This is a genomic window from Tenacibaculum maritimum NCIMB 2154, assembly GCF_900119795.1.
Lineage (GTDB): Bacteria > Bacteroidota > Bacteroidia > Flavobacteriales > Flavobacteriaceae > Polaribacter > Polaribacter maritimus.
The window spans coordinates 2,450,025-2,471,406 of record NZ_LT634361.1 but is presented as its reverse complement, the minus strand read 5'-3'; the positions used below and the strand labels follow the sequence as shown (position 1 = coordinate 2,471,406).

Sequence of the window (21,382 nt, the reverse complement as noted above, 5' to 3'; positions counted from 1 at the left end):
ATCAAACCACCTCTTTTTCCAAGGCTAAAAAATGTGTTGTTTTTGCTTTGGAAGCAAGCGGAAAAATTGTCAATTCGCATTCATAACTCGTTTGGTCTTTTCTGTAGTTAAGGATGACTTCTTTAAAGGGCTTGTTTTTTAATAGCTTTTTTCGGATTCTTTTTCGGGTAGCTAGAGAGGTTTTTTCACCCTGTAAAAATCCTGCCGTTTTATGCAAGGCAAAACTTTTGTCATATCCCGTCATTTTTTGAAAGCCATCATTTACCCAAACAATCTCTTTAGAAGCATTGGTTAGAATCAGGGTTTCATAAGAGGGGTTCTTGTGTAAAATACGACGCAGGTCATTTTGCCATTGAAATGCCAAAGCGAATGTATGTAGTGCCTTGATGTCTTTGGCAAGCGTATTTTCCTTAAATAAATTTTGAATCCCCCAACTTCGTATGTGGAGGTGTTTTTTAGTAGGGGTTGCCAATGCGGGTTGTAGGTTGGTATAAGCTTCTTGGCTTAAAGAAGCTACATAGAGGTCCAAGCAAAGCATGTTTTTTAAATCGTTTTTCATGTCAATCAACAAAATAAGGGGAAATATACTATAATTCAAACACTTTTCAAAAAAAGAGGCCTCTTTAAAGTACATATTATGCTGTAGGGTGGGGTATTTTTCTAATGGGATGCTAAGAAATTAGCAGTTCGTTTGGAAGTGGATAATATCAGGGGGAAATTTTGTATGTTGTGTTGATTATTGATACATTTAGAGCGTATAAAATAGAATAGAACATTTTTTTATTATAAAAACAAACTGGCTAGAATGGCAATTAAAAAATCGGATTTATATAGCTCTTTATGGGCAAGTTGTGATGAATTACGTGGCGGAATGGATGCTTCTCAATACAAAGATTATGTACTCACCATGCTTTTTGTAAAGTATGTGTCTGATAAGTATGCAGGAAATTCTAGGAGCTTGATTGAGGTGCCGAAGGGGGCTTCTTTTGAGGATATGGTGGCTTTAAAGGGGCAACCTGATATTGGTGACCGAATTAATAAGGATATTCTAAAACCGCTATTTGCTGCCAATGGTTTGGAAGGTGCTATGGAATTGGCGGATTTTAATGATGATGAAAAATTAGGATCGGGTAAAGAAAAGGTGGATCGTTTGTCAAAATTGATTGCCATATTTGAGCATGAAGGCTTGAATTTTAAAAATAATCGTGCGGAGGATGATGATATTTTAGGAGATGCGTATGAGTTTTTAATGCGTCATTTTGCTACGGAATCTGGAAAAAGTAAGGGACAGTTTTATACGCCTGCGGAGGTGTCTAGGATTTTAGCACAGGTCATTGAAGTGGATAAGGCTGATAGGCCTTCTTATACTGCGTATGACCCTACTTGTGGTTCGGGATCATTGTTGTTAAAAGTGGCTGATGAAGCACCTAATGGGTTGACTTTGTACGGACAAGAAAAGGATATTGCTACTAAAGGATTGGCAATTATGAACATGTGGCTTCATGGCCATCCTGAGGCTTCTATTGCTAGTAAAAATACCATTACGGATCCTCAGTTTAAAGAGGATGGACGGTTGAAGCGTTTTGATTTTGTTGTGGCGAATCCGCCGTTTTCTGTAAAAAACTGGACGAGTGGTATTGTGCCTATGAATGATGTATTTCATCGTTTTAAAGGCTATGGAGTTCCTCCAGAAAAAAATGGGGATTATGCTTTTTTATTACATATTGTAAGTTCTTTAAAGAGTACAGGAAAGGGAGCGGTTATTTTACCGCATGGGGTTTTGTTTAGAGGAAATGCGGAAGCAGAAATTAGAAAGAACATACTAGAACGTAAGTGGATTAAAGGAATTATTGGCTTGCCTGCTAATTTGTTTTATGGTACAGGAATTCCTGCTTGTGTGATTGTATTGGATAAGGAACATGCTAATAAACGTAAAGGGGTGTTTATGATAGATGCAAGCAAAGGGTTTATGAAAGACGGAAATAAAAACCGTTTGCGGGAACAAGATTTGTACAAAATTGTGGAGGTGTTTAATTCGCAAATGGAAGTGGATAGGTATGCGCGTTGTGTGCCTTTTGCAGAAATTGAAAAGAATGAATATAATTTAAACATCCCTAGGTATATAGATACTCAGGAAGCGGAAGATATTCAAGATTTGGATGGGCATTTAAATGGAGGGATACCGCAAAGAGATATAGCTGCTTTGCAAGAGTATTGGGAGGTGTATCCAACTCTTAAACAAACCTTATTGAGTCCTTTAAGAGCGGGGTATTTAGGTTTGAATGTGGCAACATCTGAAATCAAGCATGCCATTTACCAACATCCCGATTTTAAGAGCTATCATGCCACGCTAGATCTTACTTTTAAGGAGTTTGCTGCGGCAAATCATGCTTTTTTTAATAGTATTGATAGCACAACCAAACCTAAAGTGTTTATTAAAACCATTGCGGAAGATTTGCTGATTCGTTATGCTAATAAGGCATTGGTCAATAAGTATGATGTGTATCAGCATTTGTTAGATTATTGGAATAGTACGCTTAAAGATGATGTGTATTTGTTAATAGAAGAGGGATGGGTAGCGAATACCAAGCGTGTTATTGAAAAGAATAAGAAAGGTAAAGAAGTGGATAAGGGTTGGACGTGTGATGTACTCCCCAAGAAATTAATAATAGATACTTACTTAGCTAAAGAACAACAAGCATTGCAGGCGGTAGAGGCGGAGCTAGAAAGTGTACAGGCAAAGAGTGCAGAATGGATAGAAGAGCATACGGGGGAAGAAGGATTGCTACAGGAGGCTACCAATGATAAAGGGGGGATTACCAAAACGACTCTAAGTAAGTACCTCAAAGAAATTAAAGACGAGCCTACCGAAGTAGCGGCATTTAAGGTAGCGAACCAATTGCTAAAGCTTTTTAATAAAGAAGCGAGTTTAAAAAAGGAGGCCAAAGCAATGGCAACGGATTTGGATGCGCTTTGCTTGGCGCAATATGGAAAACTAACGGAAGAAGAAGTACGCGAATTGGTGGTGGATAAAAAATGGTTGGCAAGCTTACAGGCAACCTTACAAACGGAAATGGATGCGATTTCGCAGCGTTTAACTAGCCGTATTCAAGAGTTAGCAGCGCGTTATGAGCATACCTTAACGGAATTGGATGGTACTACCAATGTGTTGGAAAATAAGGTAAGCGAACACTTAAAAACGATGGGATTGGTATGGAGTTAACAACGAAACAGGGGTTTAAGCAAACCGAGGTAGGTTTGATTCCAGAGGATTGGCTTGTTATTAGCCTTTCTGAAGCTGTAGAGTTTTTAGACGGAAAAAGGAGACCTATAAAGGCAAATGAGAGAGTGTCGGGAAATTATCCGTATTATGGAGCTTCTGGAATTATAGATTATGTCAATGATTATATATTTGATGATGAATTGATATTATTAGGTGAGGATGGTGAGAATATTCTAAGCAGAAATTTACCACTAGCTTTTATTATTAAAGGAAAAGCTTGGGTTAACAATCACGCACATGTGATGAAACCAAACAAGTTCTTTAATATAAATTTTCTTACTGAATACTTGGAAAGCCTAGATTATTCTTTACTTAACTCAGGAACAGCTCAACCTAAATTAAATAAGAAATCTTGTCTAAATATTAGAGTCATAGCTCCTCCTATAAAAGAACAAAAAGCCATCGCTACCGCTTTAAGCGATATGGATGACCTGATTGCAAGTTTAGAAAGTTTAATAGCTAAAAAACAAGCCATCAAACAAGGTGCCATGCAGCAGTTGTTAACGCCACCGCATAAAGGTGGGAAACGTTTACCTGGGTTTTCTGGGGAGTGGGTGGAGAAGAAATTGGGGGAAAAAGCAGATTTCTATAAAGGTAAAGGGTTGCCAAAGTCTGATATTATTGAAGAAGGAAAATATAAATGTATCCACTATGGGGAGTTATTTACTAATTATAACCATATAATAACATCAGTAAGGAGTCGTACAAACGAAAATTCGGATATTTTTCTTTCAAAAGAAAATGATGTATTGATGCCTACTTCTGATGTTACACCAAACGGATTAGCTACTGCAAGTGCTCTATTTGAAGATGATATTATTCTTGGCGGAGATGTACTCGTAATAAGACCTAATAAATCCTTATACGGAGCGTTTTTAAGCTACCAAATATCAATGAATAAACAACAAATAATGTCCTTAATTAGTGGGACAACCGTCTATCATCTTTATGGCTCAGATATGTCAAAATTTAACTTTCATATCCCAAAAATTGATGAGCAAAAAGCAATTATTAGGATACTTTATGATATGGAGGTAGAAATTACCCAATTAGAAACCAAAAAAGCAAAATACCAACAACTTAAACAAGGGATGCTAGAAGAATTGTTAACTGGTAACACGAGGTTGGTATAGCGAAGAAACGTAAGAATCATAACATTAAATAGGCTTAAAAAGAAAAAGTGGTATTGAGTGAATAGGGGGGATGGCATTAAATTGAATAGAAAAAAATAGAAATGTACGATATAGGAAAATCAGAAAGAGCAACACAAAATAGAGTAGTACAACTATTCCAACACCAATTAGGGTATAGTTATCTTGGTCATTGGGAAAAACAAGTACGTAAATATCCCGTAGAAGAAGCCCTGCTATTAAAATACCTTATCGCGCAAGGCTATTCTGCAACGCTTTCAGAAAAAGCCATTTCTATTTTTATGAAGGCAGTAACCAATCTTGCCAACGATTTGTATGCGGCAAATAAAGAAGTTTATAAACTATTGCGTTATGGTATATCTGTAAGAGAAGCATTAGGGAAACAAAAAGAAACGGTTTGGTTGGTAGATTGGAAGCATATACAACACAATCACTTTGCCATTGCAGAAGAGGTTACCGTACAAGGAAAACACAACAAAAGACCCGATATTGTCATTTATGTAAACGGGATTGCTTTAGGAATTTTAGAGTTGAAAAGAAGCAAGGTGGGGGTAACAGACGCGATTCGTCAAAATATAGACAATCAACAACCTGCATTTATTCCGCAGTTTTTTACCACCATGCAATTCATATTGGCAGGAAATGATACGCAAGGAATCCGCTACGGTACCATAGGTACTCCAGAGAAGTATTACTTACAATGGAAAGAAGAAAGTGCGGTACACTATGATTATGTATTGGACAAACATATTGCTCAATTATGTGAAAAAGAACGCTTGCTAGAATTAATCCATGACTTTGTGGTATATGATAAAGGAGTTAAAAAATTAAGCAGACCCAACCAATTTTTTGGAATCAAAGCAGCACAACACAATATCCAAACCAGAACAGGAGGTATTGTATGGCATACCCAAGGATCTGGTAAATCGTTAACCATGGTTTGGCTCACGAAATGGATTCGAGAGAATATAAAAGATAGCCGGGTGTTAATTATTACCGATCGCCAAGAATTAGATAGTCAAATAGAGCAATTATTTGCAGGGGTTGACGAAACCATATACCGAGCAAAAAGTGGTCGGGATTTATTAAGTGTTCTAAACCAAAAAACAGCAATGCTTATTAGTAGCTTGGTACATAAATTTAGACGAAACGATGAAAGTGGTGATTATGAATCTTATATAGCAGAATTAACACAAAGTTTCGGATCAGATTTTCGAGCCAAAGGAGATATATATGTATTTGTAGATGAATGCCATCGTACACAATCAGGGAAGCTACATGAAGCCATGAAGTCCATATTACCCAATGCCTTGTTTATTGGTTTTACAGGAACACCGCTACTCAAAAAAGACAAACAAAAATCTATTGAAGTTTTTGGTACTTATATTGGCAATCCGTATAAATTTGATGAAGCGGTGGACGATGGTGTTGTATTGGATTTACTTTACGAAGCAAGAGATGTAGCACAATTTGTAACCGACCAGCAAAGTGTTGATGAATGGTTTGATGCGGAAACAAAAGGGTTGACTGATGTGGCTAAAATAGCACTAAAAAAACGTTGGGGAACCCTGCAAAAAGTATTAGGATCTAAATCGCGATTAGAAAAAATTGTATTTGATATCATAAGAGATTTTAAAGTAATACCTAGGCTTTCTTCTGGAGGAGGAAATGCCATGCTAGTATCAGGCTCTGTATATCAAGCCTGTAAGTATTACGAACTTTTTCAGCGTGCTGGTTTTAAAGAATGTGCGATTATCACTTCATACCAACCACATCATGCCGATATTAAAGGAGAAGGAGCAGGCGAAGGAGCACTTACCGATAAACTCTTAAAATATGAGGTATATACGCAAATGCTAAAAGGAAAATCTACAGAAGCATTTGAAGAAGAAGCAAAGGCTACTTTTATCAACGAACCCGCTAAAATGAAACTGCTCATTGTTGTAGATAAATTACTAACGGGTTTTGATGCCCCATCTGCCACGTATTTATACATTGATAAAAAGATGCAAGACCATGGGTTGTTTCAAGCAATATGCAGGGTAAATAGAGTAGATGGCGATGAAAAAGAATACGGATATATTATAGATTATAAAGATTTATTTAAAAGCTTAGAAAAATCTATTTCAGATTATACTTCTGAAGTGTTTGATAATTATGATGAAGAAGATGTAAAAGGCTTATTAAAAGATAGACAAGAAGCAGGAAAAACCCGTTTAGAAACAGCCTTAGAAGTTGTAAGTGCTTTATGTGAACCCGTGCATCCTAAAGACGAACCCAATTATATTAGGTACTTTTGCGGAAACACAGAAAATGCACAAGATTTAAAAAATACAGAAGAAAAAAGAGTGTTTTTATACAAGGCAGTGGTTGCCTTAATTAGAGCCTATGCCAATATTGCCAACGAAATGCATAAAATTGGATTTTCTGACGCAGAAGCTAAAAAGATAAAAGAAGAAGTACAGTACTATTCAGATATAAGAGATACCATTAAGCAAGCCAGTGGTGATTATTTAGATTTTAAACGTTTTGAACCAGGAATGCGCCAATTAATGGACATGTATTTAGATGCTAAATCGAGCCGCAAACTATCCGATTTTGAAAATCAAACTCTGGTAGGTTTAATCACTAAAGTATCTGAACCAGATATGGTTTATGTAAATAAGACAAAGCAAGAAGCAGTTGCAGAAACCATTGAAAATAACGTACGTAAAGTCATCATTGAAGAATCTCAAGCCAATCCAAAGTATTATGAAAAAATGTCTAAGCTTTTAGACGAACTAATTCAGTTACGAAAAAAGGAGGCTATAGAATATGAGAAATATTTAGAGCAAATTAAGGAGTTAGCGGAGAAGGTATCTAATGAAAATAACACCAATGATTATCCAGAAGCCTTGGATACAAGAGGAAAAAAGGCTTTATATGATAATGTAGAAAGGAACGAAGCATTGGCATTGACTTTAGATAAAATAATTGTTGAAAATAAATTAGATGGATGGAAAGATGGAGGCATTAAAGAAAAAAAGCTAATGTTAGCCATCAATGAGGCTGTTGTGGATATGGATAAAACCTTAGCATTGATGAAAATCATTAAAGCACAGCATGAGTATTAGTATAGAAACCATAAAAATAGCCAATTTCCAAATAGAGGTGCTACGGAAAAATATAGCCAATATGTATTTAGCAGTGCATCCTCCTACGGGCAGTATCAGGCTATCCGTTCCACAACAAACAGCTCCCGAAGTAGTACGCCTGTTTGCCATCTCAAAACTAGGGAAGATCAAACAACATATCAAATCCTTTGCAGGGCAATCTCGAGAAACCCCAAGAACCTATGTATCCGGAGAAAGCCATTATATTCAAGGGAAAAGAGTTTTGTTACATGTCATTATTGAAGAAAAAGGGAAAAATAGAATTGAATTTAACCGCGTAAAACGGTTGGATTTTTATGTAAAGGCAACAACAACCCGAGCACAAAAAGCCACCTTAATGAAAGAATGGTACCGCAGCCAGTTAAAAAAACAAATTCCTGTATTGCTAGCCAAATGGGAGCCTATTATTGGGGTACAATGCCACGATTGGAGCATCAAACAAATGAGTACCAAATGGGGGTCTTGCAATATTGAAGCAAAGCGAATTTGGTTAAATTTAGAGCTAGCTAAAAAACCAAAAACCTGTTTGGAATATGTAATCGTACACGAATTGGTGCATTTATTAGAAAGACATCATAACGATAGGTTTGTTTTTTATATGGATACATTCATGCCCAAATGGAGAATGCATCGAAATACCTTAAACAGTTTGCCACTAGCACCTTATGAAGGGGGCTATTAAACTCGCTCTAAAACTTTTCAAAACTCCCTGTTGGTGTAATTGTTTTGGATAAGGAATGGACTACCTAATAAATTTGGAACTATTTATTTAAGCGACTTTTTTATACTTTTAAACAGTTCGGTTTGTAGGGTAACTTATAGCTATACTACTTATAAAATCCTCCCCGATTTTCAATCCCAAGTTTTTTCTTAGAAAATTTATTCCTAAATTCACGCAAAAACTAATAGCCGAGAACGTTGGCTACTATTTAAAAAAACTGAGTTTAAAACAAGCAAAATGAAAAGACTAAGAAACATAGGGATATATTATACAGTATTTGGTTTTTTACTGATGATTAGTTTTATATTCACGAACCTATGGAGAATATCTATAATTGGAATAGCATTACTTCTAATTTATTTTATCTTAAAAACGGTCTATAAGAAAAATAGAATAGAAACAAAATTAACGAAACAGCAATTACAACTTTGGGATTTTAGTTTAGTTATTTTACCATTTATCTATGTATTATTAGCTTCTTGGTATGTTTGGAGACCTTATAAACAAACTATTATTCTTCCCCAAAATTATGAAGGTGTTGTTGCGATACAGTATGACAGACCTAATGGGCAAAAAGAAAAATGGACTGGGGGGTTTTTAGGAATAGGAGCTTCCCGAATAATAAAAGTAGATACGACAGGTATTGCCAAAACCCAATTTAAATTTCATAATAATGCTATCCCGTTTCTAGGAGTCAAACAAAATTATCAAAATAAAGGTGGACTAAAAATTTATTATAAGAATAATTTAAGGAATGAAATTAATAAAGCTTCTGATTTTGAATGGAAGAATAATATTAATAAAGAATATGTTTATTTTACAGGATTCGATTATTACCCATTAATGATTTTTGTAATTACAAAACCTAAACTTTATCGTAATTACTTTATGAGTAAAGATGAAAAAAAGAATCTCCAAGAAAAATATAATAAAAATCCTTATAAAAATTATCCTCCAGATAAACATGAATTAAATCAAAAATATGCGAAATACTATAAATTAGATAATCAATATAAAGAATCAACAAAATAAATACAACAAATGCTTCCACTTTCAATAAAATTTCAAGCATTTTGCAGGCTTCCTCTTTTTCGAACTGATTATTAATCCCAACATATGAATTTTACGTTTTAAAACAGGATTGAAGATTATATAAATTGGTATAACAATGAAAGACTTCACGCTAGCCTAGGGTATATTTCTCCTTTAAAAATGGAAGTCAAAATAAGAAGGAGTTGTAACAAAGCAGCTTGATGAAATTAGTCCCAAATTTATTTAAGCGACTTTTTTATACATTTAAACAGTTCGGTTTGTAGGGTAACTTATAGCTATACTACTTATAAAATCCTCCCCGATTTTCAATCCCAAGTTTTTTCTTAGAAAATTTATTCCTAAATTCACGCAAAAACTAATAGCCGAGAACGTTGGCTACTATAAAAAAAACTGAGTTCAAAACAAGCAAAATGAAAAGACTAAGAAACATAGGGATATATTATACAGTATTTGGTTTTTTACTGATGATTAGTTTTATATTCACGAACCTATGGAGAATATCTATAATTGGAATAGCATTACTTCTAATTTATTTTATCTTAAAAACGGTCTATAAGAAAAATAGAATAGAAACAAAATTAACGAAACAGCAATTACAACTTTGGGATTTTAGTTTAGTTATTTTACCATTTATCTATGTATTATTAGCTTCTTGGTATGTTTGGAGACCTTATAAACAAACTATTATTCTTCCCCAAAATTATGAAGGTATTGTTGCGATACAGTATGACAGATCTAATGGACAAAAAGAAAAATGGACTGGAGGATTTTTAGGAATAGGAGCTTCCCGAATAATAAAAGTAGATACGACAGGTATTGCCAAAACCCAATTTAAATTTCATAATAATGCTATCCCGTTTCTAGGAGTCAAACAAAATTATCAAAATAAAGGTGGACTAAAAATTTATTATGAAAATGATTTAGATAATGAAATTATTAAAGATGCTGATGGTAAATATCAAATTTATAAAAATCAAAACATAGAGGACCCAAATATATATTTTACAGGACATACGAAGTATCCATTAATTATTTTTGTAATTACAAAGTCTAAAAATTATAATAATTATTTTATGAGTGAAGAAGAAATGATTAATGAATATAAAGTTAAATATAATCATGAACCTATACTTGGTACATTTTTCAATGTTCACAAACTAAAGAATGAATATAATCAATATTATAAATTACAAGAGTACTACCATAAAAACTGAGCTATGTTTCCACTTTCAATAAAATTTCAAGCATTTTGTAAGCTTCCTCTTTTTCGAACTGAATATTAATCCCAACATATGAATTTTACGTTTTAAAACAGGATTAAAGATTATATAAATTGGTATAACAATGAAAGACTTCACGCTAGCCTAGGGTATATTTCTCCTTTAAAAATGGAAGTCAAAATAAGAAGGAGTTGTAACAAAGCAGCTTGATGAAATTAGTCCCAAATTTATTTAAGCGACTTTTTTATACATTTAAACAGTTCGGTTTGTAGGGTGACTTATAGCTATACTACTTATAAAATCCTCCCCGATTTTCAATCCCAAGTTTTTTCTTAGAAAATTTATTCCTAAATTCACGCAAAAACTAATAGCCGAGAACGTTGGCTACTATAAAAAAAACTGAGTTCAAAACAAGCAAAATGAAAAGACTAAGAAACATAGGGATATATTATACAGTATTTGGTTTTTTACTGATGATTAGTTTTATATTCACGAACCTATGGAGAATATCTATAATTGGAATAGCATTACTTCTAATTTATTTTATCTTAAAAACGGTCTATAAGAAAAATAGAATAGAAACAAAATTAACGAAACAGCAATTACAACTTTGGGATTTTAGTTTAGTTATTTTACCATTTATCTATGTATTATTAGCTTCTTGGTATGTTTGGAGACCTTATAAACAAACTATTATTCTTCCCCAAAATTATGAAGGTATTGTTGCGATACAGTATGACAGACCTAATGGACAAAAAGAAAAATGGACTGGAGGATTTTTAGGAATAGGAGCTTCCCGAATAATAAAAGTAGATACGACAGGTATTGCCAAAACCCAATTTAAATTTCATAATAATGCTATCCCGTTTCTAGGAGTCAAACAAAATTATCAAAATAAAGGTGGACTAAAAATTTATTATGAAAATGATTTAGATAATGAAATTATTAAAGATGCTGATGGTAAATACGCTACATATGAAAGTAATAAAGGGATATGTGTATTTTTTTCAGAATCTAGATATCAATACGACCCCATCATTATTTTTACTGTGACCAATAAAAAACATTACAACTATTTTTTTATGAACAAAAAGGAAAAAGATATTTGGATGCACAAAAAACAGAAAAAATCTAATTTTTACATAGAGGAACCTACACACGTATTCAATGAAAAATTTAATCGTTATAATAATTTGTAAAAAACAGAAAAAATGTTTCCACTTTCAATAAAATTTCAGGCATTTATACCCAAGTCACTTGGCAAACCTCTATTAAGTTATTTTGAAAATACAAATCGTTTTAAGTTACTTGACAACAAAGAAGAGTTTATAAGACAATTAAGTAGTTTTGATATTGAAAAACATACTTGGCTTCCTGAACCAGGTTCTTTGTCTAATTATTATGCAACTGACAATGTTGAAATGTTTCATCATCATAGCGAGCATAGCACTCGATTAGCAATAAATGCAGAAATTGATTTAACTAAAATTGGAAATTATAATTCTGAAAGCGAGTTGTTTAAACATAAACGACATAAGAAGCAGGGTGATAACAATACCCAGCACTCAGGCTTAAGCCATCAAGTAAAAGCATATATAAAACGGATTCCTTTTTATGACGATACGCCTCGTGCATCAAACAAAGACATGTATATTGGCGTTTGTAGTGAGTTACATTCTGACCGTTCAGACGAAGCCCCTTTAGATATATCAATTAGTAATTCAAAAAGGCATTCTTTTTCTGATAAAGGAAATGACACCACAAAAATCAAGGTTTCTGCTTCTGCTGGTTATCCTTTTGCAGAACCTTTTTCTCCTAATATTGATTTTGAATTAGGAATCGAACTTTTTAAAAACTTATCTAATAAATCTATTAACATAGAAGTAAAAGGTTGGCATAATGATTTTCCTGCTTACGAGTTAATCATTGCTGATAGAGTTGTTTATACGCATAATCCTTCTGATTATGGATATACTGGACCAGGTTTTGGTAATCTTACTAAAAGCAGAGATTTTTACAAAACAAATACCATTAGTTTAAACGATTGGGAAGTTAGAGGTTTGAAAGAAAAAACAAAATTTGGATGGTAATGTAAGCTTCCTCTTTTTCGAACTAAATATTAATCCCAACATATGAATTTTACGTTTTAAAACAGGATTAAAGATTATATAAATTGGTATAACAATGAAAGACTTCACGCTAGCCTAGGGTATATTTCTCCTTTAAAAATGGAAGTCAAAATAAGAAGGAGTTGTAACAAAGCAGCTTGATGAAATTAGTCCCAAATTTATTTAAGCGACTTTTTTATACTTATAAACAGTTCGGTTTTTAGGGTAACTTATAGCTATACTACTTATAAAATCCTCGCCGATTTTCAATCCTAAGTTTTTTCTTAGAAAATTTATTCCTAAATTCACACAACTACTCATAGCCGAGAACGTTGTGTACAAACTTACAGAACGTTTAGAGAATAATCGAATAATTTTTGTATATTTGAATTGTAATTTATTTCGTATGAAAAAAGAACAAACATCATTACTTGTTGCTTTGGCAGCAAAATTAAAAAAGGAACAAACTTCTAAGGAGGCAGCTATAGCTTCTTTAAGTTCAGCAGGTATTATAACTAAAAAAGGGAAAATGACTAAATCTTTTCCTAATTTAGAAAGAGTACTTTCTGTTGCTGAATAAATGTATAGTTCAAGGTCTAGCATTTTAATTGGATTTCACGGCTGTGACGAATCTGCTAGAGATGAACTTCTCACAAAACCTAAAAATGTAAAAATTAGTGAAAAACCTTTTGATTGGCTAGGACATGGATTTTATGTTTGGGAAAACAACTATGACAGAGCCTTAGAATGGGCTAAAGACAAACAAAAAAGAGGAAAAATAAAAAAAGCTTCGGTTATTGGAGTTGTTTTTACCCTAGATTACTGCTTAGATTTAATTGATAGTGAATTCATAAAAATGCTTTCAATTTATTATAAATTGATGGAAAAGGATTTTTCGTCTATTGGTAAAGAGTTACCTAAGAATAAGGACGTTAAAGAAGATAAGCATAAAGACTTGCTGATTAGAGAATTAGACTGTGCTGTCATTCAATACCTACATCAAAAAATAAAAGAAGAAATAAAAAATGACAAAAACACTTCAATAAAAGAGTTTGACTCGGCTAGAGGTGTTTTCACAGAAGGAGGACCTGCATTTCCTGGAGCTGGAGTTCAGAAAAAAAGTCATATCCAAATCTGTATTAGAAACATGAACTGTATCAAAGGTTTCTTTTTACCTCGAAAATAACCTACACACAACAACGGTAACCGTTGCACAAGCCTATAATTTTACGAAAATAGATATAAAACCAAGCCCTTTTTAGGGCTTTTGTTTTTTTTAGGAGGCCTTCAAAAACTAAAATAGAATGAGCTCAAAACCAACCGCTGTTTATTTTTAAAGACGTTTGTATCGAATAAAATCAAAAATGATACTCTATGGTCACTTTTTACCTTTTTTGTTATAAAATTTAAGTACTTCTTTAGGTTATAAGCGATGGCAGCCATATGCATTACCTTATCTGCTCGTATGAAACCAATAGTATTTATTTTTGTAACCCCATGAACTGTGTTAGTGTCCCAAATTTATTAGGTAGTCCACTTGGGTAGATGAATACAAATAATCTAAATTTAAAACTGCTGCCAAACGCTTATAAAAGTTTGTTTTAGCTACTCGGTCACTTCATTGAAAGTTGTGAAATAATTTCTCTTGGTAGATCTTCTTGCCTTGCATAAACTAAGATAAACAATTATTCTATATCTTCGAGTTGTCCAACAGGCACAATGGCTATAATTCATTGTGGTTTTGTGACACACCAAAATAAAAGTATTAATCAACAGCTGGTCTCCAAGCGGAATAATCCTGCGGATGATTCCACAACGAAATCATAGCTGAGAACGTTAGTAGCAATACGGGATAATGAATAAAAATAAAGCAATAAAAGAAAATTTAAAATTCCATCTAGATAATTCATTTAGACTGTTTAATAATGAATTTTCTTTTCAAAAAGCAGTTCAACAAGAATTGAATAACTTTGAAAATATTACTTGGCTTCCAAGTTATGGTGTTGATATTAAGAGTCTTAAAGAAGATTTGAAAAGAGAATTGACAGAATTATTGAATAATAACAAGCTTCATTCCGAGATACAGAATTTAATTAAAGAACTTCAAAATCGAGATAAAAAAAGAATTCAAGAAAATATAGAACAGCAAATGATAGATAATCTTACGAACATTGCTCTTGATATTCCGGAAGAAAGAAATAATTTCAAACTTAATTTACTATTTTTAGAACATGATTATTACCCTGAAGCTTGTTTTTGTGGTTTTGATGATCGTAATTATAAATATAAACTTCTTTCGGGGCAAGAATATCTAAAATTTGACTATCAGAAAGAATTATTTAACGGAGTTGGTCTATTTAATTATGAAACTATACTTAATGAATACTTGAAATACATAGAATATTTAGGAGAAGAAAAAGTAGATCAAATTAACGAAGCACTAGTAGCAAGCGCGTATTTGGAAAAGATAAAAAAAATATTCTTACTTGATGGATACTTAGAAATTCATTTATGCTTTGAACGAATAAACAGGAAAATTAGGGAAATAAAAATACCTATGAGAGATGAAGTATTCATTTTTGGCAATGAGCACGATTGCGAAGAATTAAACATCTATGTACTATAATGTAAGCTTCCTCTTTTTCGAACTAAATATTAATCCCAATATATGAATTTTACGTTTTAAAACAGGATTGGCATTTTTTATGATTAATTTTTATTGAAATTGACATTTGCCATTAGCAGCTTATGAAGGAGGCTATTAACCTTGCTCTAAAACTTTTCAAAAACCCCCAAGCCAAACAAGGCAAAATCATATTTTACAGGGTCTTTTGGGTCAAAACTTCTTAAAGAAGCATCCAATTCCATTAAAGCTTTCCAATCATTTTGCTTTCGAGTTAACAGCCCCAATTTTCTAGCAACATTTCCAGAATGCACATCTAAAGGACAAGATAAATGCGCAGGACGATGCTGTTTCCAAATCCCAAAATCAACCCCTGACTTATCCTCTCTTACCATCCAACGCAAAAACATATTTATACGTTTAGAAGCAGAATTTTTTAATGGATCCGAAACATGTTTAAGGGTTCTAGCTTCATGCGGCACCTCAAAAAAGACCTGTTTAAAACGATGAATCGCCGTTTTATAATCCGTTGTTCCATCCTCAATAGCCAATGCCGCTTCCAATCCCTGATAACGGGTATATATATGCTTTAAAGAGCGCACAAACAACTTCAAGTCAATGGCATTAAAAGTTCTATGTACAAAGCCCTCAAAAGCCTGTAAATCCTTTTCTTGATGATGCAAAATAAAATCAAAAGGAGCACGGTCCATAAGCTCCATCATCCGATTTGCATTTTTAATAATCATGGCACGATTGCCCCAAGCAATGGTAGCCGCCAAAAAACCAGCAATTTCAATATCCTCTTTCTTAGAAAATTGATGTGGAATTTGAATCGGGTCACTTTCAATAAAAGTAGGGTGGTTATACAACGCTACTTTTTCATCCAAAAACATTTTTATATCTGCAAACTTCATCGTTATTAACGTATCAAAAAAGTAAACTTATACAATACGACCATCTTTCATCACTAGTTTCCTATCCGCCATTCCAGCGAGTTCCTCATTATGGGTAACAATAACAAACGTTTGGTCGAATTGATCTCTAAGTTGAAAAAACAGCTCGTGTAGGTTTTTAGCCGAAGTAGAATCAAGATTTCCACTAGGTTCATCAGCAAAAATAACAGCAGGAGCATTTACCAAAGCCCTTGCAACCGCTACCCGTTGTTGCTCTCCTCCAGAAAGCATATTGGGTTTATGATGATAGCGATGCGACAAGCCTAAGAAATCCAACAACTCCTTTGCTCTTTGGGTAGCTTCTGATTTGGAAACTCCGTGGATAAAGGCAGGAATACAAACATTTTCCAAAGCCGTAAACTCAGGCAATAACTGGTGGAATTGAAAAATAAAACCAATATGCTTATTTCTAAAAGAAGACAGCTTTGAGTCAGGCAAATTTTTTAAAGGGCGATTATTGATACGCAGTTGGTATTCAGAAGAGTTCGTAGGTGTATCCAAAGTCCCTAAAATTTGGAGCAGGGTAGTTTTTCCTGCACCAGAAGGCCCTACAATGGCAACAATTTCCCCCTTTTGAATGTGGAGATCCACCCCTTTTAAAATTTCAACATCCCCGTAACGTTTTTGTATGTTTTTAGCAATAATCATTGGTTATTTCCATTAAGATGTGCTTTTATGAATTCGTTCGTAGGTTTTAGATTACTACGAAAAAAAGTACATCGTATTGTTTTTTTGGACGAAAGTATAAAAAAGTTTGTAACTAACGTGGGTTTTCAACGATTTCATATTGGTTTTATACAAATTTTAAGTGCATGGAGGAAGAAATAGGAGAAGTTTTCACATTTCTTTAAGACAAAAGCTCCCTGCAAGTTGCAGGAAGGGTCTGTAGCCCCCACGAAAGCTCCCTGCAAGTTGCAGGAAGGGTCTGTAGCCTCCACGAAAGCCCCCTGCAAGCTGCAGGAAGGGTCTGTAGCCCCCACGAAAGCTCCCTGCAAGCTGCAGGAAGGGTCTGTAGCCTCCACGAAAGCCCCCTGCAAGCTGCAGGAAGGGTCTGTAGCCCCACGAAAGCTCCCTGCAAGCTGCAGGAAGGGTCTGTAGCTTCCACGAAAGCTCCCTGCAAGTTGCAGGAAGGGTTCGTGAGCTTCTATAGTGTATTTATAAGAGGTTTTTAAGCGTATTGTAATCAATAAAATAGACCAGTCGGAGTGAAAAAGTATGTTGATGCGTAGCACGCAACAGCTCCGTGAGATTTTCCTGAAAGCTTTGCGTAGCATTGGAATTGGAATTGGAAATGGAATTCCTATAAAAAACGATAAGTTGACTCCCCGGTGCAAATTGCCATTGGTAATTGAGGTCTAAATTCCAGTTATTAAAATTAATATCATGCGTTCCCGTATAAGCAATTGGGGTTAATTGCCCATCAGCAGCCAGTTTGAAAAAGGCATTTTGATAAGGCACCTTGCTCCAGTTATGTCTAAACGTTAAGGCAAGTGATGAGGTTACACTAAAACTATATTTGCCAGAAAGCGAATTATTATAAGTAAACCGATCTCTTTGTCCAAATACAATCGCATTTAAAAAAGGCGTTACATCAGCATTTTCAGCTACGTCATCAGCGGTTATTGTAGTCACATAGCCTTGATCATTATTAACCTTATGAAATCGGAGTCCGTATAACAAAGAAAACCGATTGTTAAAACGGTATCGAGGCGATATAAAAAAGCCGTAATTATTTTTCGGGTGATTGTTAAAAAAAGTACGATAGAAGCGGTAATCAATTGCCATTTTCTTTCGGTAATCGCTAGACCCCCAGTGTCTTATATGTATGCGTTCAGGTCTTTCAAAAAAAACACCGCTAGTAGTACCCTGTCTAGGTTCAAAAAAATCTTTTTGTTTTGTATTGTAATTCAAATCAGCCCCAAAATCAAAGCGCTTTTTAGTTTGCGCCCAAAAAGAAAGCCCTCCACGCGTTCCTGTATAGGTAGCTGGTTGGTGTAGGTAATGGATCGCATAAGAAAGGTTGGTACCCAACCGATTAAAAATACCTTTAGGTTTTAGCAATCGGTACCCAACAAAACCATAAATACGTTGTTTGTTATTGCTGCGTAAAATTCCCATATCATTAGGATCATAGTTATTATTTTCAAAACTATAGCCTAAGTTTCCTCGCCAGTTTCCTGAATGCTTTCCTATTTTAGCATCCAAAGCATAGCCAGGACTTCGTGCATCAATATCATCTGAAATAGCACTCCTTTTTACAGCACCATCAAGGTGGTACTTACTCGCCTTATCTTCTATATGATAAAGCAGTCCTGTAACATTCGCATCTCTAAACGCCCCATTACGAATCACATTGGTATTGACAAGGCTTACGGATGAGTTTTTATTAAATTGCTGATCCAATACAAAGATATTGTAATTAGACAGTGGATTGATAACGACTTCTCTAGTGCTTTGTGTGGCATTGTTTCGTATTTCAGCAGTGGTCTTTTCTGTAATCGCATTCAACATACCAATTCCCAATCCTTTTGGAGTACGACCAGAAATTTTAATAGCATTTAGCATATTCACTTTGGTTGGTTTTTCTACAATTGTTTCCTCACTATGAAGTTGATTACTGATAGGAAACTGGTCGATAGGTTTTCCACCAATTCGTCTAGAATAGAATAGGTTTCCTTTAGAAAATAAATCAGTACCCTCTATAAAAAATTGGCGCTGCTCTGAAAACTGCTGTTCAAAAGGCCCCAAATTTAGCGTCACATTATCAAAAGCAGCTTGGCTAAAATCAGGAATCAAGGTAGCATCTAAAGTAATATTTTCAGTAATGCCATATTTAAGATCCATACCAACAGCCCAATCGGTAATACTTTCCGTATTAGAAGTTTGTACCGAAGTAGAAGCATAAGGGTAAAAATTTAATCGAGTAGGAGGATGAATGTTTGTCAGTCCTACTACCAAGCCATCATATTGGCTCCATCTTCCTGTGGTATTATCAATCGGATTCCAAGTATATCGCGCGTTCAATGATTGGATTCTTCGATGAAGATTGACCCCCCAATTTTGTACAGGTTGGTTGGCAAAACGCAAGGCATTATAAGGAATTTTAAGTTCTACCGCCCAGCCTTTATCTGTAACAGCCACCTTACTATCCCAAACCGCACTCCAATTAAAATCTTCGCGACCATTTGCTATGGTAGCATCTGCTTGCCCTCCCGTGCTCTGTACAATAAATTGGAAAGCATTTTGCCCGTCATCATTTGGGTTGATCGTAATGGCAAATAAATCCGTATTCCCAATCACATCCCTATTGGTAAATTCCATAGGAATGCTACTCGGATTGTTATCATACATAAAAGCACTTACATAAATAGCATTGTCATCATATACCAATGTAGCCGTTGTTTTATGTGTACTAGGAGCTGGCTTGCCATTGTCAGGACGAACCATGCTAAAATGAGTCAGTATTTCAGCATCCTCCCAAGCCACATCGTTTAAGATTCCATCAATTTTTGGAGGTGTTTTCGTCCTTTTTATGGTGGTTTTCTTTCGATGAAGATTGATTTGAGAAAACGAATAGCTACCATAAAGGAGTAATAAGGGTACAGCAAGAAGCGTTTTAAAATGCATTACGTAGTTTTTAATCCGATGAAAATTATTACAGCATATACGGGGATAGATACGCGTAAAAAACGTTGATTCCTGTTAAGGAGACAGTGCAAGATACTAGTCATTACATTTTAAGATATTAAATAAATGTTAAAAAAGACTAGGGATGAAGCGAGTAGCAATTGCTCCATACATCAAAAATTGTTGTTTTTCATGATGGTTTTCATTTTGAATTTGTACTTTTGTTCACGTTAAAAATATTCTTACAAAATGAATTTACACGAATATCAAGGAAAAGAGATTTTAAGTAGCTTTGGCGTTAGAATTCAACGCGGAATTGTAGCTCATAATCATAAAGAAGCTGTAGAGGCGGCTAAACAATTAACAGCTGAAACAGGTACAGGTTGGCATGTTATTAAAGCTCAAGTACACGCAGGTGGTCGTGGAAAAGGAGGAGGAGTAAAGTTAGCTAAAAACTTACAAGAGGTAGAAAGCATAGCCAATGATATTATAGGCATGATGTTGGTGACTCCTCAAACTTCCGCAGAAGGAAAAAAAGTACACCAAGTACTAGTAGCAGAAGATGTATATTACCCAGGAGATTCTGAACCAGAAGAATATTATATGTCTGTTTTATTAAACCGTGCTACGGGTAGAAATATGATTATGTATTCTACAGAAGGAGGTATGGATATTGAAACAGTAGCAGAAGAAACACCGCACTTAATTTTTACAGAAGAGATTGATCCTAGTTTAGGATTAATGCCTTTCCAAGCACGTAAAATTGCCTTTAATTTAGGATTATCAGGAGCGGCGTTTAAAGATATGACAAAATTTGTAACAGCTTTATATACGGCTTATGTAAAATCGGATTCGTCATTATTTGAAATCAATCCTGTATTAAAAACGTCTGACGACAAAATTATGGCAGTAGATGCAAAAGTGTCTTTAGATGAAAATGCTTTGTACCGTCATAAAGATTACGTAGAAATGCGTGATTTACGTGAAGAAAATCCGATTGAAGTAGAAGCAAAAGCGGCTGGATTAAACTATGTTGATTTGGATGGAAATGTGGGATGTATGGTGAATGGAGCTGGTTTGGCAATGGGAACGATGGACTTAATTAAGGAGTCTGGTGGAGAGCCTGCAAACTTCTTAGATGTAGGAGGTACGGCAGATGCACAACGTGTAGAAACGGCTTTTGGAATCATCTTAAAAGATCCTAATGTAAAAGCAATCTTAGTAAATATTTTTGGAGGAATCGTTCGTTGTGATCGTGTAGCGCAAGGTGTTGTTGATGCTTATAAAAATATGGGAGATAAGATTAATGTACCAATCATTTGCCGTTTGCAAGGTACCAATGCTAAAGAAGCAAAAGAATTGATTGATACGAGTGGTATGGAAATTATTTCGGCTACTGAATTTCAAGAAGCAGCAGATAAAGTTCAAGAAGTATTAGGTGCTTAAGAATTAATTTTAGTTAAATATATTTAGGAAAGCCTCACTTTTTTA

19 protein-coding genes are annotated in these 21,382 nt (G+C 34.4%); 15 read left to right on the top strand and 4 right to left on the bottom strand.

The features are described from left to right. Position 1 precedes the first annotated feature (1 nt). Positions 2-559, bottom strand: a complete 558-nt coding sequence (locus tag MARIT_RS11035; RefSeq protein ID WP_157926259.1) for a PAS domain-containing protein — start codon at positions 557-559, stop codon at positions 2-4. 246 nt (positions 560-805) lie between these two features. Between MARIT_RS11035 and MARIT_RS11030 the strand changes: the two genes are divergently transcribed. The 14 genes from MARIT_RS11030 (at position 806) to MARIT_RS10965 (ending at position 15,314) form a co-directional block, all read left to right on the top strand. Then, positions 806-3,223 carry a type I restriction-modification system subunit M gene (locus tag MARIT_RS11030; RefSeq protein ID WP_100211540.1) on the top strand — a complete coding sequence of 806 codons (2,418 nt, stop codon included), beginning with the start codon at positions 806-808 and terminating at the stop codon, positions 3,221-3,223. Continuing rightward, positions 3,214-4,416 carry a restriction endonuclease subunit S gene (locus MARIT_RS11025; RefSeq protein ID WP_100211539.1) on the top strand — a complete coding sequence of 401 codons (1,203 nt, stop codon included), beginning with the start codon at positions 3,214-3,216 and terminating at the stop codon, positions 4,414-4,416. The genes MARIT_RS11030 and MARIT_RS11025 overlap by 10 nt, the downstream gene beginning before the upstream one ends. Before the next feature lie 101 nt (positions 4,417-4,517). Further along, positions 4,518-7,547 (top strand): type I restriction endonuclease subunit R, encoded by a 3,030-nt coding sequence (locus MARIT_RS11020; RefSeq protein WP_100211538.1) that lies wholly within the window; start codon positions 4,518-4,520, stop codon positions 7,545-7,547. Beyond that, positions 7,537-8,268 carry a M48 family metallopeptidase gene (locus MARIT_RS11015; RefSeq protein WP_024740671.1) on the top strand — a complete coding sequence of 244 codons (732 nt, stop codon included), beginning with the start codon at positions 7,537-7,539 and terminating at the stop codon, positions 8,266-8,268. Before MARIT_RS11020 ends, MARIT_RS11015 begins: the two co-directional genes overlap by 11 nt. Positions 8,269-8,544: 276 nt before the next feature. After that, complete coding sequence (locus MARIT_RS11010; protein ID WP_157926258.1) at positions 8,545-9,339, top strand: hypothetical protein; 795 nt, start codon at positions 8,545-8,547, stop codon at positions 9,337-9,339. A gap of 108 nt (positions 9,340-9,447) precedes the next feature. After that, complete coding sequence (locus MARIT_RS16190) at positions 9,448-9,561, top strand: IS3 family transposase (RefSeq protein WP_100212035.1); 114 nt, start codon at positions 9,448-9,450, stop codon at positions 9,559-9,561. A 209-nt stretch (positions 9,562-9,770) separates the two neighbouring features. Then, on the top strand, positions 9,771-10,574 hold the full coding sequence (locus MARIT_RS11000) for a hypothetical protein (RefSeq protein WP_157926257.1): 804 nt from the start codon (positions 9,771-9,773) through the stop codon (positions 10,572-10,574). 102 nt (positions 10,575-10,676) lie between these two features. Further along, complete coding sequence (locus MARIT_RS16185; protein ID WP_100212034.1) at positions 10,677-10,790, top strand: IS3 family transposase; 114 nt, start codon at positions 10,677-10,679, stop codon at positions 10,788-10,790. 209 nt (positions 10,791-10,999) lie between these two features. After that, the gene (locus MARIT_RS10990) at positions 11,000-11,779 is read left to right on the top strand and encodes a hypothetical protein (protein ID WP_157926256.1); all 780 of its coding nucleotides are present in this window, start codon (positions 11,000-11,002) and stop codon (positions 11,777-11,779) included. Positions 11,780-11,791: 12 nt separating this feature from the next. Continuing rightward, entirely contained in the window at positions 11,792-12,670 is an 879-nt protein-coding gene (locus MARIT_RS10985; RefSeq protein WP_100211534.1) for a hypothetical protein, read from the top strand. Positions 12,671-12,736: 66 nt separating this feature from the next. Beyond that, positions 12,737-12,850, top strand: coding sequence for an IS3 family transposase (locus MARIT_RS10980; RefSeq protein WP_100212034.1), 114 nt, complete (start codon positions 12,737-12,739; stop codon positions 12,848-12,850). A 244-nt stretch (positions 12,851-13,094) separates the two neighbouring features. Continuing rightward, on the top strand, positions 13,095-13,268 hold the full coding sequence (locus tag MARIT_RS15525) for a hypothetical protein (protein ID WP_157926255.1): 174 nt from the start codon (positions 13,095-13,097) through the stop codon (positions 13,266-13,268). After that, positions 13,269-13,874, top strand: a complete 606-nt coding sequence (locus MARIT_RS10975) for a hypothetical protein (RefSeq protein ID WP_100211533.1) — start codon at positions 13,269-13,271, stop codon at positions 13,872-13,874. A gap of 669 nt (positions 13,875-14,543) precedes the next feature. Continuing rightward, on the top strand, positions 14,544-15,314 hold the full coding sequence (locus tag MARIT_RS10965; RefSeq protein WP_100211532.1) for a hypothetical protein: 771 nt from the start codon (positions 14,544-14,546) through the stop codon (positions 15,312-15,314). Between the two features lie 146 nt (positions 15,315-15,460). Here MARIT_RS10965 and MARIT_RS10960 read toward each other — a convergent pair whose 3' ends face one another. From MARIT_RS10960 to MARIT_RS10945, 3 genes are all read right to left on the bottom strand, one after another. Continuing rightward, positions 15,461-16,225 (bottom strand): TIGR02757 family protein, encoded by a 765-nt coding sequence (locus MARIT_RS10960; RefSeq protein ID WP_024742161.1) that lies wholly within the window; start codon positions 16,223-16,225, stop codon positions 15,461-15,463. A gap of 27 nt (positions 16,226-16,252) precedes the next feature. Next, the gene (locus tag MARIT_RS10955) at positions 16,253-16,912 is read right to left on the bottom strand and encodes an ABC transporter ATP-binding protein (protein ID WP_024742160.1); all 660 of its coding nucleotides are present in this window, start codon (positions 16,910-16,912) and stop codon (positions 16,253-16,255) included. Between the two features lie 507 nt (positions 16,913-17,419). Then, positions 17,420-19,891: a DUF5916 domain-containing protein gene (locus MARIT_RS10945; RefSeq protein WP_100211530.1), complete on the bottom strand. Its 2,472-nt coding sequence runs from the start codon at positions 19,889-19,891 to the stop codon at positions 17,420-17,422. Between the two features lie 249 nt (positions 19,892-20,140). On the opposite strand from MARIT_RS10945, the gene sucC reads away from it, so the two are divergent. After that, positions 20,141-21,337: an ADP-forming succinate--CoA ligase subunit beta gene (gene sucC / locus MARIT_RS10940; protein WP_024742157.1), complete on the top strand. Its 1,197-nt coding sequence runs from the start codon at positions 20,141-20,143 to the stop codon at positions 21,335-21,337. The last annotated feature ends 45 nt before the right edge of the window (positions 21,338-21,382 follow it).